This is a genomic window from Streptomyces sp. NPDC050534 (genome assembly GCF_044457745.1).
Lineage (GTDB): Bacteria > Actinomycetota > Actinomycetes > Streptomycetales > Streptomycetaceae > Streptomyces.
On sequence record NZ_JBITHF010000014.1, the window covers coordinates 1 to 14,567 of the forward strand.

15 protein-coding genes and 2 pseudogenes are annotated in these 14,567 nt (G+C 69.0%); 13 read left to right on the plus strand and 4 right to left on the minus strand.

Translation table 11 applies throughout. The features are described from left to right. Window positions 1–29: 29 nt before the first annotated feature. Window positions 30–140, plus strand: a complete 111-nt coding sequence (locus ACIBN2_RS36590; RefSeq protein WP_399141444.1) for a hypothetical protein — start codon at window positions 30–32, stop codon at window positions 138–140. A gap of 746 nt (window positions 141–886) precedes the next feature. Here the strand turns inward: ACIBN2_RS36590 and ACIBN2_RS36595 are convergent. Further along, window positions 887–1,153, minus strand: coding sequence for a hypothetical protein (locus ACIBN2_RS36595; RefSeq protein ID WP_399141052.1), 267 nt, complete (start codon window positions 1,151–1,153; stop codon window positions 887–889). 275 nt (window positions 1,154–1,428) lie between these two features. Between ACIBN2_RS36595 and ACIBN2_RS36600 the strand changes: the two are divergent. The 3 genes and pseudogenes from ACIBN2_RS36600 to ACIBN2_RS36610 form a co-directional block, all read left to right on the plus strand. Continuing rightward, window positions 1,429–2,022 (plus strand): annotated as a pseudogene (locus ACIBN2_RS36600) (hypothetical protein); the annotation flags it as partial. Between the two features lie 122 nt (window positions 2,023–2,144). Continuing rightward, window positions 2,145–2,789, plus strand: coding sequence for a GAP family protein (locus tag ACIBN2_RS36605; protein ID WP_399141054.1), 645 nt, complete (start codon window positions 2,145–2,147; stop codon window positions 2,787–2,789). A gap of 156 nt (window positions 2,790–2,945) precedes the next feature. Next, a pseudogene (locus tag ACIBN2_RS36610) lies at window positions 2,946–3,243 on the plus strand (DoxX family protein); the annotation flags it as partial. Here ACIBN2_RS36610 and ACIBN2_RS36615 read toward each other — a convergent pair. Next, on the minus strand, window positions 3,206–4,717 hold the full coding sequence (locus ACIBN2_RS36615) for a long-chain fatty acid--CoA ligase (RefSeq protein ID WP_399141055.1): 1,512 nt from the start codon (window positions 4,715–4,717) through the stop codon (window positions 3,206–3,208). The pseudogene ACIBN2_RS36610 and the gene ACIBN2_RS36615 sit on opposite strands and share 38 nt — an antisense overlap. Beyond that, window positions 4,714–5,835 carry a TauD/TfdA family dioxygenase gene (locus ACIBN2_RS36620; RefSeq protein WP_399141057.1) on the minus strand — a complete coding sequence of 374 codons (1,122 nt, stop codon included), beginning with the start codon at window positions 5,833–5,835 and terminating at the stop codon, window positions 4,714–4,716. The genes ACIBN2_RS36615 and ACIBN2_RS36620 overlap by 4 nt, the downstream gene beginning before the upstream one ends. 190 nt (window positions 5,836–6,025) lie before the next feature. Between ACIBN2_RS36620 and ACIBN2_RS36625 the strand changes: the two genes are divergently transcribed. The 9 genes from ACIBN2_RS36625 (at window position 6,026) to ACIBN2_RS36665 (ending at window position 13,940) form a co-directional block, all read left to right on the plus strand. After that, window positions 6,026–7,048, plus strand: coding sequence for an AraC family transcriptional regulator (locus ACIBN2_RS36625; RefSeq protein WP_399141059.1), 1,023 nt, complete (start codon window positions 6,026–6,028; stop codon window positions 7,046–7,048). 309 nt (window positions 7,049–7,357) lie between these two features. Then, window positions 7,358–8,416: a 3-keto-5-aminohexanoate cleavage protein gene (locus ACIBN2_RS36630; RefSeq protein ID WP_399141060.1), complete on the plus strand. Its 1,059-nt coding sequence runs from the start codon at window positions 7,358–7,360 to the stop codon at window positions 8,414–8,416. 71 nt (window positions 8,417–8,487) lie between these two features. Further along, complete coding sequence (locus ACIBN2_RS36635) at window positions 8,488–9,462, plus strand: quinone oxidoreductase family protein (RefSeq protein ID WP_399141062.1); 975 nt, start codon at window positions 8,488–8,490, stop codon at window positions 9,460–9,462. 38 nt (window positions 9,463–9,500) lie between these two features. Beyond that, entirely contained in the window at window positions 9,501–10,406 is a 906-nt protein-coding gene (locus tag ACIBN2_RS36640; RefSeq protein ID WP_399141064.1) for a TauD/TfdA dioxygenase family protein, read from the plus strand. A gap of 91 nt (window positions 10,407–10,497) precedes the next feature. Next, window positions 10,498–11,781, plus strand: coding sequence for an MFS transporter (locus tag ACIBN2_RS36645; protein WP_399141066.1), 1,284 nt, complete (start codon window positions 10,498–10,500; stop codon window positions 11,779–11,781). Then, the gene (locus ACIBN2_RS36650; RefSeq protein WP_399141067.1) at window positions 11,778–12,479 is read left to right on the plus strand and encodes an RBBP9/YdeN family alpha/beta hydrolase; all 702 of its coding nucleotides are present in this window, start codon (window positions 11,778–11,780) and stop codon (window positions 12,477–12,479) included. Before ACIBN2_RS36645 ends, ACIBN2_RS36650 begins: the two co-directional genes overlap by 4 nt. Window positions 12,480–12,609: 130 nt before the next feature. Further along, window positions 12,610–13,038 carry an SHOCT domain-containing protein gene (locus tag ACIBN2_RS36655; RefSeq protein ID WP_399141069.1) on the plus strand — a complete coding sequence of 143 codons (429 nt, stop codon included), beginning with the start codon at window positions 12,610–12,612 and terminating at the stop codon, window positions 13,036–13,038. A gap of 127 nt (window positions 13,039–13,165) precedes the next feature. After that, window positions 13,166–13,513, plus strand: coding sequence for a hypothetical protein (locus tag ACIBN2_RS36660; protein WP_399141071.1), 348 nt, complete (start codon window positions 13,166–13,168; stop codon window positions 13,511–13,513). A gap of 70 nt (window positions 13,514–13,583) precedes the next feature. After that, entirely contained in the window at window positions 13,584–13,940 is a 357-nt protein-coding gene (locus ACIBN2_RS36665) for a carboxymuconolactone decarboxylase (RefSeq protein ID WP_399141073.1), read from the plus strand. Window positions 13,941–14,141: 201 nt separating this feature from the next. Here the strand turns inward: ACIBN2_RS36665 and ACIBN2_RS36670 are convergent, their stop codons facing one another. Further along, entirely contained in the window at window positions 14,142–14,297 is a 156-nt protein-coding gene (locus tag ACIBN2_RS36670) for a DUF6131 family protein (RefSeq protein ID WP_399141074.1), read from the minus strand. Window positions 14,298–14,567 lie beyond the last annotated feature (270 nt).

Sequence of the window (14,567 nt, forward strand, 5' to 3'; positions counted from 1 at the left end):
GCAAACCGGGACGCACCACGCCGGACCAGATCACCCTCTACAAGTCGGTCGGCGTGGCAGTACAGGACGCCGCGGCCACGGCCCTGGTTCTCGCCTCCGCCCGCGAGCGATCAATCGGCCAGGAGATCACGCTGCAGTAAGTGATGCCGCTGTCGGCACGGGATCGCCCCACCGGGCGACGGCTGGATCAGCAACGCAGCGCACGGCTGGGCAGTGGCCCGTACCGGACGGCAAAGGCAAGGCTTCAGGAGGGCGGACGAGTCCGCGGCAGCCGCGCCCGTCAAGGGCCTCGGGCAGTCACATCGGGGCCCTACGGCCCTCGTGGAACCGATGCGGAAACGGTGGAATGACAGGGACGGGGAGGACCCACAGGACACGGAGGAGCAGCCCACCGAGGCTGCGCACCGAGTGATCAGGGACCGCGAGAAGTGGTCGGGCCTCCCCGTCGAACAGTCGCCTCGAACGCCGTCTCGGCACTGGCGACCCGCCTCCGTCGCATTCCAAGTGAGCACAGGGCGAACCCTATTGCCGCAGCACTGCATCGACATGCCGCCCCACGGCAGCCGGCCGATCCAGTGCGCCCTTCCCTGTCCGGTAGGCAGGGCCGGTGGCACAGGGCAATGAGCACGACCAGCCCTGCGGGAGGCCGGTCCGAAGCGCTGATACGTCCGTCGCCACAGGTGCGGTGGGCGACGGACGCACGGCTGCCGGCTGGCTCCCACGAGCCGGCAACCACCACCGGAGCTGCCAGACAATCCCCTCACGGGCTCCCGTCTCACGGCACCAATGCCCAAGACGGAGATACCTGCCGTACGTCCGCGATTGCGCGATTGCAGCCCGCGGCTCAGGGCAGAACGGGCCGCGCGCTCCACCACCGGCCGGCCGCCTACTGCCCGAGATCCCGATGGTCGTTGTCGGCCAGCCAGCGGTCGAGGACCTGCCACTCCTGCACTTCACGGGACCGACCCGCCCCATAGGGGGCATGGGCGCCGTACACCGCGCGGTCCACCGCCCACAACCGCAACTGGCTGACGGTGATCCGGTCCAGCTCACCCGTCGTGCGCCACTGTGCCCGAGCGTCGGCAACAATCGGCTCACATTGCGCGAAAAACATCTGCACCAGGTCACGGGCCTGGGAGTCCATGGTCGTCATGGCGACCTCCCGCAGGTTACTCATCTCACCCTGCCCCCTGCCGGCGAAGCAGCCCTAGGGCCAGCCGGTCCCCGGCCCCCGGCCATAACGCCCCGACGTAGGGGACGTTGTTCTTGCCTTGCCGAATCCACACGCGGGCCCTACGTCAGGAACCCCAATCGTCCGCTCCGCCGCCTCGCCACTCGATCAACTCCGAGCGGGCAGCCCCGTTCTCATTCCAGGGCAGACCGGCCCGATGGAGAAGAAGTTGATCGGGCTGGCCTCGGCCGGCGGGAACCCGGAAAGAGTCCACCGATCCGGACAAGGACGCCAAGCTGAAACGAATCGAGTACGTGATCCATGAGCACCCGGACCGTACCTTCGCCCTCGATGAGTTCGGTCCGCTCGGCATCCGTCCGACCGCGGGTTCCTGCGCGGCGAGGTCCGGACGGCCCGACCGGCTCCCGGCCACCTTCCACCGCACCCAAGCCGTGCGCTGCCTCCATGGCTGCTACTCGTCGGCACCGACACCCTCTGGGGCGTCAACCGGCGCCACAAGGGCGTCAACCACAACCGCATCGCCCTCAAGAGCATCCGGGCCGCCCGCCCTGACGGCGCCCCTACGTCATCCTCGGCAACCTCACCGCCCACAAAGGCGCAACGACCACCGGCGGGCGGCACGTAACAAGGTCGAGCTGTGCCTCACCCCGACGAACGCGTCACACGCATCACCGCACGGCGGTGCCGACAGCGCCATGGTGCGTCGGTCACCACATCCACCGACGTCAGCGGCGAACCGCACATCGCCCCCGGCACGGGCCAGGCCAGGCCGGCCTCGTTCGGGAGCCCTCCGGGCAGCCGGTGCGGCCATACAGGCGTGGCCGGCTTGACCGGCCGGGCCGTCGACTGCAGAGTCGGGATACGGCACCGCAGCAGCACCGCCTCACTTTGCCGACCGTTCCGCCCCTCCACAGGTGGCAGACGGCCCCGACATCCAGGAGCGACTGATCCGATGGTCCTCGACCTGGTTGTGATCGCTACGGCCATCACCCTGGGGCCTTTGCACAACAGCGCCTTCATCCTGCTGCTCTCCTCGCGGCGCGGCGTTCGCCAGGGCCTGGCGTTCCTGTTGTCGTGGCTGGCCAACCTGATTGCAGTGATCGCCTGTGTGGTGCTGCTGACCGGTGGTCAGCCCCCGGCGCGTCACAGCGTGCCCTCGACTGCCGTGATCGACGTGAAACTGGCCATCGGCCTGATACTGGTGCTGTACAGCGCATACCGGCATCGACGACCACCCGGCCCGCACGGTCCGCCACGCTGGACCTCCCTGATCGACAAGGCCTCTCCGGCCGCGGCAGCCGGTCTGGCATGGCTGCTGCAGCCCTGGGCACTGGTCGGTGCCGGCGCCGCGACCGCCGTCGACGCGGACCTCTCCACCCTCACCGACTGGCTCGCACTGACCGGTTACTGTCTGCTGGCCACACTCAGCCTCATCGTCATGGAGATCTACGCGGTGCGGGCGCCCGCCGTCGCGAACGCCCGGTTGAACGCCCTGCGGAGCTGGCTGGAGCAGCACCAGGAACAGCTGATCGTCACGCTTTCCCTGCTCCTCGGTCTCTGGCTGACGGCCCGGAGCATCGCCGATCTGGTCGCCTGACAGGGACGGTCCTGGCGGCGGTACGCCCCCAGGGTGTCCCGACGTACCTCCGGGATGGGCTTCGCTCGGCCGGCCGTCTTCGCAATGAGGGTTACGGCAGCGGCTGCGCACTGCAGATTTGGTCTCGCCGATGACCTGGCGAGTGGCGGCGTGACGGCCTGGGTCGACCGCGCTCCCCTACCGCCGTCAGGGTCATCGGACGGCTCGAAGTGCTCGGCGCGATCGGGCTGCGCCTCCCGCCGCTGACTGGCATCGCCCCCTGGCTGGCCCCCCAGCGACCACCGCCTTCGTGATGCTGCAGATCGGCGCCACCGCGGTCCACCTGCGCATCGGGGATCACCGGATCGCCCTCAACATCACGCTGATCCTCATCGCGGCCGTCACCGCATGGCTGGCAACCAGCCCAGGCGTGAGGTTCACGAGCGGACCGGCGCCGGCGCCGGCGGGACGATGATCTCCCGCTTGAGGATCTTGCCGGTGGGGCCTTTGGGCAGTTCGGTGGCGAGAGTGACGATGCGCGGATACTTGTAGGCCGCGACACGTTCCTTGACGTAGTCCCGGATCTCCTGCGACGTCGCCTCCTCGCCCGTCCTCAGCACGACGACCGCAGCGACTTCCTCGCCGTGCAGCGGCTCCGGAACTCCCACGACGGCGGCCTCGGCGACCGCGGGATGCCCGTAGAGGACCTCCTCGATCTCGCGCGGGTAGACGTTGTAGCCGCCCCGGATGATCAGGTCCTTCTTCCGGTCCACGATGTAGTAGAAGCCGTCCTCGTCGACGCGTGCCAGGTCGCCGGTGTAGAACCAGCCGTCCCGGAGAGCGCAGGCGCTGGCATCGGGATTGTTGAAGTAGCCCTTCATCACGTTCTCGCCGCGTACCGCGATCTCCCCCACCGCGCCGGGCTCCGCGGGGGTCCCGTCGTCGGCGACGAGTTTCATCTCGACGCCCCGCACCGGAGTGCCGATCGAGCCGGCTTTGCGCGAACGGTCTGGATGGTTGAAGGAGGCCACCGGAGAGGTCTCCGACAGGCCGTAGCCTTCAAGCACGGTCGCCCCGAGGGTCCGCTCGAAGTCGTGCAGCACCTCGACCGGCAGGGCGGCACCGCCCGAGACGGCGAGCCGCAGCCGGGAGACGTCATGCCCGTCGGGCCGGCGGGCCTGCAAAAGCGCGGAGTACATCGTCGGCACGCCGAGAAAGACGGTCACCCCGTCTCTGCGCATCACATCCAGAGCCTGCTCCGCATTGAACCGGGGCAGCAACGTGAGCGTCGCGCCGACGGCCACGGAGGCGTTCATGGCACAGGTCTGCCCGAAGGCGTGGAACAGAGGCAGCCCCCCGAAGAGGACATCCTCCGGACCGAGCAGAAGCAGGGTCTGCGCGGTGGCTGCGGTGTTGGTCAGCAGGTTGCGGTGGGTGAGTTCAGCCCCCTTGGGCGTGCCCGTCGTACCTGAGGTGTACAAGATGACAGCGGTGTCGTCGTCGGCCCGTTCGACAACGCCGGCCAGGGGCTGGGCAGCGCGCAGCAGCGTGTGGAAGGTGTCGGAATCCGTGGCCAGGCACGTGGCTCCGGTCTCGGCGGCCGCCTTCGCGATCTCCTCAGCGCACATCGGGTGGGCCAGTGCCATCCGGGCTCCCGAGTCGCGCAGCACGAAGGCTGCCTCACGGGCCTTGAGCAGCGGATTCATCGGCACGACCACGCCGCCGGACCGGAGGATGCCGTAGTACGCGACCGGGAAGAGCGGCACATTGGGCATGGTCATCGCGACCGCGTCACCCGGTTGGACGCCCCGGTCCCGCAGTGCGTCGGCGAGCCGGGCACTTGCCTCGTCGAGTTGCTCGTACGTCAGGGCCGTGTCGTCGTGCCGCACGGCGATGCGCGCGTTGTGCGCAGCCGCGGAGTTCACCAGGAGGGTGGCGAGATTGGTCATGACCGTGGTGTCCTCGATTCGTCTCGGTGGGCGCGCAGCGACACACACCCCGAACCTGACGTGCGCAGGCTCCGGGGGCGGACGACATCGCGTGGAGTGACTCCAGTGCGTGTCGTCGGGCGGACGTGTGCTCCGGCTGCCTGGGCGGCCAGGCCGGTCTCGCCGGGGCGGGCCAGCCACAGGCGCAGCAGGTGGCGCTTCTGCTCCACTGCGTCGAAGTCCTCGTACGCCGAGCGGCCGTGCAGCACCACGTGATTGTCGAGCAGCAGCAGATCACCGGGCTCGAGATCCAGATCGAGCCGGACGGCGGGTGAGGCGGCTGTCGTGTCGATGACGTCGTACAGCTCCGTGTCGGCGACCAGGGCGCCGTCCCAGGCGGCGCGTGCACCGACATCGAGGCGGGCACGGTCGTACCGCATGCTGGGCCGGTCGCCGTGCCGGGTGACGAGTGGGGAGGCCAGGAAGGACCCGTCGCCGGGCGCCTGCTCCTGCCGGCGGTCGAAGGGGTGGGTGCCGTACAGGCGCGCGGCGAGATGTGGGCGGGTGCCGAGCACGGCGTTGTGCACGGCAGCGGCGCTGGCAAGCAGTGTTCGGCCGCCTGAGCGGGCCGGTCGAAGGCACAGCAGGCCGAGCAGGTCGGACTCGGAGGTGTGCAACGGCACCACGGCGCGGGTCAGGCACGCCGGCGGTGCCGGGTCCTCCCGTTGCGGCGGGCCGACGTCCCGGATGTGGCAGAGGGTATGGCCGCCGGCGGTCTGCGGGACGGGCCTGCCGAGGTACTGGCCGATGCCGCGTAGGACGGTGGCCGCTTCGGCCTGTGCGAGCAGATCTTCCGGGACGCCCTTGATCAGTAGGAAACCCCGCCCCTCGGAGAGGGTTTTCGCAGCGCGTTCCAGCTCGGTGGCGAGCGTGGCCAGCGGGAAGTCGGCGATCGTCATGCGCAGCAGGGGGGCGGCGCGAGTGCGGGCGGTGTGCGCCGCCGCACGCAATTCGTCACGGTTCTCGGCCGACAGCTGGAGGATCCAGTCGTCGCGGCCCGCCAGGTCGGGTCCGTACCACAGGGCGAGGCCCGTGAACGGTTCGGCCGGCACCGTCGGTGCATGTGGGGTCTCAGCCATGGTCTCCTCCGGGAGGTCTGGCGAGCCGGGCAGTTGTTTCCGGCTGTGCGGGGCCGGGCGGCGGAACGGCCGCCGCTCCGCCGCACGGGCCGTGCTGAACGGGGATGCTACGGACCACGACCCCGGCGTGCTTGACGTACCGGGACGAAGAACTTAACTTCTGGGGACTCATTCCCCTCGGAGCGTGCCCATGAGGCCCCTTGCCCGTACCGCGGCCCTCAACGGTTATGTCGAGCTGAGCCGATCTCTCGGGCTCGACCCCCGTGCCCTGATGAAGGCCGTGGGCTTGGACACCGCGGACCTCGCCGTGCAGGACCGGTGGATCTCTGGCACGGCGGTGGTCCGCCTGCTGGAGTCGTCGGCCGCCGCCTGCGGGCGGGAGGACTTCGGTCTGCTGCTGACCGAGCGGCGACGCTTTTCCAACCTCGGCCCCATCAGTCTGCTGGTCCGTGAAGAGCCCGATGTGCGCAGTGCCCTGGCCCTGTTGATCCGCCATCAGCACACCTACAACGAGGTCCTGCATGCACGGCTGTCGGAAGGCAACGGGGTGGCCACCCTCAAGGTGGACCTCCGGCTGGGCGAACCGCAGCCGGCCCGGCAGGGCACGGAACTCGCCGTGGGCGCCTTCCACCGCGTGCTGAGCGGATTCCTCGGCCCGCACTGGCGTCCCTCGGCGGTCTGCTTCGGCCACCCGGCGCCGCGGGACACCGCAGGCCACCGTCGCCTGTTCGGGCCTGTCGTGGAGTTCGACCGCGACTTCAACGGCATCGTCTTCTACGCCGCCGACCTGGACGCCCCCAATGCCATGGCCGACGCCCAACTGCGCAGTTATACCCGGCAGTACTTCGAGCCCATCGCGTCCGCCGGCACGGCATCCGAGGTGGACCGCGTGCGCGACCTCATCGAGGCGCTGCTGCCGACCGGGCGCTGCTCCATCGAGCAGATCGCACGCAGCCTCGAGGTGGACCGGCGCACCGTTCACCGCCATCTGGCCCGCTCCGGAGAGACATTCTCCTCACTGCTCCAATCGACCCGCACGGCGCTCGCGGAGCAGTTCGTCGCCAACCCCAACCGTTCCCTGACCGAGGTGTCCACGCTGCTGGGATTCTCGTCCCTCAGCGCGTTCTCCCGCTGGTTCAACGAGCACTTCGGCACCGGCCCGCGGGAGTGGCGCAAGATGCGGGGCGGCCCGCAAGTTCCCCGCGGCAACTGAAGCGGAAGGGCATACGCCTGCTGTGACAGGAGCGGGGCCGGTCATGTGTCCGCGATGTCCACCAGCATGTCCCCGATCGGCAAGTCACGTGTCCCCACACGCAAAGCAGCGGCGTGCCGCCCACCCTACCTTGGCACCACCGCGCAGGCGGTCGGCCTCCGGAAGGAGCGCTCTTCAGCTCCCCTGAGAGCTCTCCTTCCGGCTTGCGGCCCGCAACTGAGCCGGTTGTGGCCATCGCCGCCGCAGGCCAGTCGTCGCGTCCGCCGCCTGATCCGTGACGCGATCACCTCTACGCCAAGGAGAAGCCCCGTGCATTTCCACGACGACTCGCTCTTCCCGGAGAACCAGGAGAAGTTGGTGATCCAGGCCGCGCCGTACGGCCCCGAGTGGCTTCCCGGGGACGCGGACGACCTGCCCCTGACCATGGACCAGCACGTGCAGGCGGCTGTCGACTGCTACAACGCCGGGGCGACGGTGCTCCACATCCACGTCCGTGAGCTCGACGGCAAGGGCTCCAAGCGGATGTCCATGTTCAACGAACTGCTCGGGCGGCTGCGCGAGACAGTGCCCAACATGGTGCTTCAGATCGGCGGTTCGATCTCCTTCGCCCCGGAGGGCGAGGGCGGCGACGCCAAGTGGCTCGCCTACGACACCCGCCACCTGCTCGCCGAACTCACCCCGGCGCCGGACCAGGTGACGATCGCGATCAACACCAGCCAGATGAACATCGTCGAGATCATGAACGACGACGACCTCCAGGGCACGTCCATCGCGAAGCCGGACTACTACCGGGCCTACCGCGACATGGTCGTCGAGGCCGGCCCGGACTTCTACCTGGAGCACCTCGAGCGGCTGCACGCGAACGGCATCCAGCCGCACTTCCAACTCGCCCACCTGGCCCAGCTGGAGACGGTGGAGCGACTGATCCGCGCGGGCATCTACACCGGACCGCTGATCCTCAACTACGTTGCCATCGGTGGCGGCTTCGCCGGCCGGCACCCCGCCGACCTGATCGAGTTCATCCGCCGCGTCCCGGACGGCGCTGTTCTCACCATCGAGAGCTCCATGCGCGCCGTGGCGCCGATGAACGCCGTCGCCATCGCACTCGGGCAGCACGTGCGCGTCGGCAACGAGGACAACCTCTGGCGCGCCAAGGGCGAGCGGATGTCCTCCGTGGCCCAGGTCGAGCAGATGGTGAAGATCTCCGAGGCCCTCGGCCGCGACATCGCCACCGGCGCCGACGCCAAGCGGATCTACAAGATCGGCGAGTACTACGCCGACGCCGAGGAGACTCTCGCCCGGCTCGGCATGGTTCCCAACCGCCGGCCGGGACAGCGCGGTTTCATGCTGCGCGGCGCCAAGGCCTGATCCACGCCGGCGTGCGGGGCCGTCCCGCACGCAAGGCACCACCCACCCGCGCGAATCCTTCGGAGCACTCTGTGGCACACGCCGTCCGCTTCTACGAAACCGGTGGTCCCGACGTCCTGAAGTCGGAGGAGGTCACCGTCGGCGATCCCGGCCCCGGTGAGGTGCGTATCCGGCACCAGGCCGTCGGCCTCAATTTCGCCGACACCTACTTCCGCACCGGCCTCTATCCGGTCCGACTGCCCGACGGCATCGGCGTCGAGGCCGCGGGCGTGGTGGAGGCGGTGGGCGAAGGTGTCACCGACGTCGCCGAGGGCGACCGGGTGACGTACACCGGAAGTCCGCTGGGTGCTTACAGCACGGAGCGGGTCATGCCCGCCTCGCACCTGATCGGACTGCCCCCCGAGATCAGCTGCGAGACGGCGGCCGCGATGACCATGCGCGGCCTGACCGCGGCCTATCTGCTGCGCAGGATCCATCCGCTCAAGCCCGGCGACACCGTGCTGCTGCACGCCGCGGCGGGCGGGGTGGGCCTGATCGTGAGCCAGTGGGCCGCACTGCTCGGCATCCGTGTGATCGGAACGGTGTCCAGCGAGGAGAAGGCTGACATCGCCCGAGCACACGGATGCGAGCACGTCATCCGCTACCGGCGCGAGAACGTGGCCGACCGGGTCCGCGAGCTGACCGACGGCGTGGGTGTCCCGGTCGTGTTCGACAGCGTGGGCAAGGACACCTTCGCGGGCTCCGTGGCCTCACTGGCCCGCCGCGGGCTCCTGGTGTGCTTCGGCACCGCCTCCGGGCCCGTCCCGCCGATCGACGCGATGCAACTCGCCCTGCAGGGCTCGGTGTTCGTCACCCGCCCTGCCCTGGCCGACTACATCTCAGACCCCGCCGAGCGCGCCGCGCTCGCCGGCGAGCTGTTCCAGCACGTCGCCGCCGGGCGCATCAAGATCGAAATCAATCAGCGCTACGCCCTCGAGGACGCGGAGCAGGCGCACCGCGACCTGGAAGCCGGCCGGACCACCGGATCCTCCGTCTTCGTCCTGTGAAGAGGGCACACCTCGTTCCACCCAGGGAGTGAGCACCCATGCCAGACACCCTCTCGTCCTCGCCGCAGACCCCGGCGCTCGTGCACCGGACCACCGTCAAGGCCGAGCCGCTTACCTGCACCATCGGAGCCGAGCTCAGCGGTGTGAGCCTGGCCGACGCGGCCCGTGACGACGACCTCTTCGCCGAGATCAAAAGCCTGCTGCTGACGCACAAGGTCCTCTTCCTGCGGGACCAAGACATCTCACGTGCCGACCACGTCGCCTTCGCCGCGCGCTTCGGCGCACTGGAGGACCATCCCGTAGCCGGCAGCGACCCGGACCATCCCGGACTGGTCCGGATCTACAAGGAGCTTGACAGCCCGCCGGAGCACTACGAGAACGCCTTGCACACCGACGGCACATGGCGCGTGACCCCCTCGATGGGCGCCGTACTGCGCTGCGTCGAATCGCCCCCGGTCGGCGGCGACACGATCTGGGTGAACATGGTCGAGGCCTACCGCCGGCTCCCCGAGGACATCAAGACCCGGATCGGCGGGCTGCGTGCCCGGCACGGCATCGAGGCCACCTTCGGCGCCGTCATGCCTGAAGAGCAGCGGCACGCGCTGAAGGAGCGGTTCCCCGACGCCGAACACCCTGTCGTGCGGACCCACCCCGAGACGGGCGAGGAGATCCTCTTCGTCAACGCGTTCACGACGCACTTCGTCAACTACCACACGCCCGAGAACGTGCGTTTCGGTCAGGACTACGCACCCGGCGCGAGCCATCTGCTCACCTATCTGATCAGCCAGGCGGCGATCCCCGAGTACCAGGTGCGCTGGCGTTGGACTCCCAACAGCGTGGCCATCTGGGACAACCGCTCCACCCAGCACTACGCCGTCCAGGACTACTGGCCCGCCGTCCGCAAGATGGAGCGCGCCGGAATCGTCGGCGACAGGCCGTTCTGACCTTCCCCTTCAAGCAGTCGAGGTGATGACAATGAAGTTTCACACCACTGCGCAGTCCACGACCCCGGCATCGTCCGCATCACAGTGGCCCGTGTCCAAAGGCTATGCCTGGACGGTTTTCGCCCTCGGCTTCGGCCTGCTGCTGTCCGACTACATGTCCCGTCAAGTCCTCAACGCCGTCTTCCCGATGCTGAAGGCCGAATGGCTGCTGTCCGACGCCGCGTTGGGCTCGCTCAGCGGCATCGTGGCCCTGGCGGTCGGCGTGCTCACCTTCCCCATGTCCCTCATGGCCGACCGGTGGGGACGGGTCCGCAGTCTGCTGCTGGCCGCCACGCTGTGGAGCCTGGCCACCCTGGGGTGTGCCGTGTCGGCGAGTTACGGCGAGATGTTCGTCGGCCGCCTCTTCGTCGGCATCGGCGAGGCCGCCTACGGCAGCGTCGGCATCGCCGTGGTCCTCAGCATCTTCCCCATCACCCTGCGGGCCACCCTCTCCGGCGCCTTCATCGCCGGCGGCGCCTTCGGTTCGGTGCTGGGCGTGGCCCTCGGCGGCGCGGTGGCCCAGTCGGCCGGCTGGCGCTGGGCGTTCGCCGCGATGGGGATCTTCGGCCTGGTGCTCGCCGCCGTGTACGGGGTCGTCGTCAAGGAGAGCAGACTGGCGCCCCACGGACGCCCCTCCGGCAGCGACGACGCGGAAGCACACGGGCGGCTGCGCACTCACCTGCCCCGCCTCTTCTCGTCCGTCTCGGTCATCAGCGCCTACGTCGGCAGCGGACTGCAACTGTTCATCGCCGGCGCGCTGTTGTCCTGGCTGCCCAGCTTCTTCAACCGCTACTACCACATGGCCCCGGCCAAAGCGGGCGGAGCCGCCGGTGCCTTCGCCATGATCATCGGCCTGGGGATGATATTCGGCGGCGTGGCCTCCGACCGCATCAGCTCCACCGCCCCCATCCGCAAATGGGCCGTCGCGGCAGGCTGCAGCCTCGGCGCACTCCTCCTGCTGACCCTCGCCTTCCAACTGCCCAGCGGACCAGCCCAGTTGCTTGCTCTGGCCGTCGGCTGCCTGCTGTCGGCCGGCTCCGCCGGACCCGCGGCGGCCATGGTGGCGAACCTGACCCCCGCCTCCATCGCGGCCACCGCGTTCGCCACCCTCACCCTGGCCAACAGCCTGCTCGGACTGGCCCCCGGCCCCGCCGTCACGGGCGCACTCGCGGACCGCTTCGGCCTGCTGGGCGCCCTGCGCCTCGTGCCCCTCGTCGCGGTCCTTGCCACACTGGCCTTCCTGGTCGGCCGGCACTGGTACGAACGCGACCTCCACCGCCTGGCCGACCTGTCCACGAAGGCGGAGACCATGCACCCCTCGCAGGTCCCCTCATGAGCGCCACCGTGGAACCCACCGTGGTCATCGTCCCCGGTCTGCGCGACCACATCGCGAACCACTGGCAGACCGTGCTGGCCCAACGTCTCGCCGAGGCCGGACGAGCCGTCCGTACCGTTGCACCGTTGGCCGGGGAACGGCTCCGCCTGGACGCTCACATCGCCCACCTGGCAGCAACGCTGGCGCCCCTGGACGGGCCGGTCCTGCTGGTCGCCCACAGCGCCGGCGCCATCACCACGGTGCACTGGGCCGCCCGCCACCGCGCCGATGTACGCGGCGCGCTGCTCGCCACACCGGCGGACCTCGAGACACCGCTGCCGGACGGCTACCCCACCCCTGCCGAACTGGCGGGGCACGGCTGGACCCCCGTGCCCCGCACGCGGCTGCCCTTCCCCAGCATCCTCGCCGCCAGCGCCGACGACCCGTTGGGAACACCCGAACGCGTCGCCGAACTGGCCCACGGCTGGGGCAGCCGACTGGTGCAACTGGGCGCAGTCGGCCACCTCAACCCGGCATCAGGATTCGGCGAATGGCCCCAGGCTGAAGAACTCATCGCCATCCTGGAGGGTCAGCCGTCCTCCGGCGCCTCTCACGGCCCGGACGCGAATGCCCTCCCGGGAACGCCCCAGATCGCAGCACGTTCGTCTGCCACCGATGCTGTGTGCCGAAACGCGCATCCGCCCGCTTCCGGCGCGTAGCCGCCCGCCCGGCGAAGCCACTGGCCTCGCGGCCACAAATTCACCCGTAGCGAGTGAGGTGGCTGGCACTGCAACGGTGCACTGTTAGCGCCAGGTGGAAACACGGATGAGCCACGAGGGGACCCCGCGGATGTACATCGCCTACGACTACCCGATGCTGGGTGCTTTCTGGACCATGATGTGGTTCTTTCTCTGGTTCATGTGGATCTTCCTGCTATTCAAGATCGTCTTCGATATCTTCCGTGACGACTCTTTGAGCGGTTGGGGCAAAGCCGGCTGGACGGTCTTCGTGATCGTGCTGCCCTTCCTCGGGGTCTTCGTGTACCTGCTTGCCCGCGGCAAGGGCATGGGCCGCCGCGAGATGGAACACACCAGGCAGCAGCGCCACGCGTTCGACTCCTATGTCAAGGAAACGGCAGGCGGCAACCGGCCCAGCAGCGCCGACGAACTCGCCAAGCTCTCCGAATTGCGTACCCGAGGCGACATCACTCAGGAAGAGTTCGAGCGGGCGAAAGGCCTGGTTCTCACCGACGGCGGTCGTACAAGCCGTAGCACCTAGGCCGCCACGCCCGGCAGTCACTGATCAGCGAATGACGCCGAGCGAGCCGGAGTCATCGTGCTCCTCCGCCCCGGGCGCACCGAACACTGCTCTGCTGCCCAGGTGCCCAGTCAGAAGGGAGACAGGGATGCACACAGCCCTTCCGTCCGAGAGTTGGGGACTGCACTGGGCGACGAGTGCTCGGGACGTTCCTCAGGGCCGGCTGCTCGCCGGTTTCCTGGTCGATCTCGTGGCCGACACCAGTCGGATGCGTGAGGCCAATACCGTGTGCTTCCCTCGCGACCTTGCCGCCCACGCACTCGGCGTGGAGCCGGTCCGTCTGACGGCGGCTCTGCGATCTCTCGCCAAGGCACGTCTGCTGACCTGGCGGATGGAAGGAACCCCCGATGCCCCGGATGTCGCCGTGACCCTTCTGCTCTCCTCCTCGGACATATCCACGATCGAGGAAGGTGCCATCTCACGGGCCCACGCCTGAATCGCCACCACCGAATTCCGCACCGAGCGGACGGCGACTCAGGTCCACAGAATCGAAAGGTGCTCCAGCCATGGCTACTGAATCCGCGACTCCCGTACTCGACACGATCGCCGCTATGACGATCGATTCCGTCGAGCGCTGCCACATGGACGGGCGAACGCTCATCCTTGCCCGTATTGCTGCGCTCATCGCGATGGACGCACCGGCGATCTCCTACCTGGCCCACATCGACCCCGCGATGAAGGCCGACTTCACGGTCGAACAGTTGCAGGACCTTCTCGTCGCGATCGCCCCCGTCGTGGGGACGGCACGCGTCATGTCGGCCGCCGGCCACATCACCCAGGCGTTCGGCGTCGCCATCGCACTGGCCGACAGCGAAGCCGAAGGCATCGCCCAGGCCGAAGCGAAGAGCCGCAACACGCCCTAGTCGCAATGCCGCGACTCTGTTGGTGATCTTGTCTGGGGCGCTGACGGTGTGGCCCTCGGATGGTTCGCTGAAGGAGCGCGGGGTGGCCTCGAAGCGTACCGAGCCACCGACGGATCACCGGCAGACCCGCGCAACACGGCACGCCATGTTCGCGGGCCGACTGGCCGGCCGTGGCTCGCAGGGTGTTCGGGCGCTGCCGCGTCACCAGTAGTGGCGCCGGCCGGCGACCGCGTGGCCCGTGGATCCCAGGATCCAGAAGGCGGCGCCGACCACGGCCAGAATGATACCGAGGGTCCACAGGATCGATATGCCGGTGAGGAAACCGACGACAAGCAGGATGATGCCGAGAGCGAGCATGACGTACCTCCTGGCGCGCGTATGTTGCCGCTCGAGTGCCCCCACACAGCAACATCACCCCTACCCCCGGAACTGAAGCAGCAGGCGCGGAGGAGGAGTTGGGCCCGATCAGGTGCGCAGCGAACGCGGCCGGTGCGCACCCGCCTCGCCTTTCCCGTCCCTCGGAGAGTGTGCGTGAGCGGGCTGCAGTCCGCCGCCAGAGGCCAGGCGGGCTGTTGCTCGTTCGGGGAGTGCTCGGCCTGCTCCTGCTGCTCGCGGCAACCCGAATGA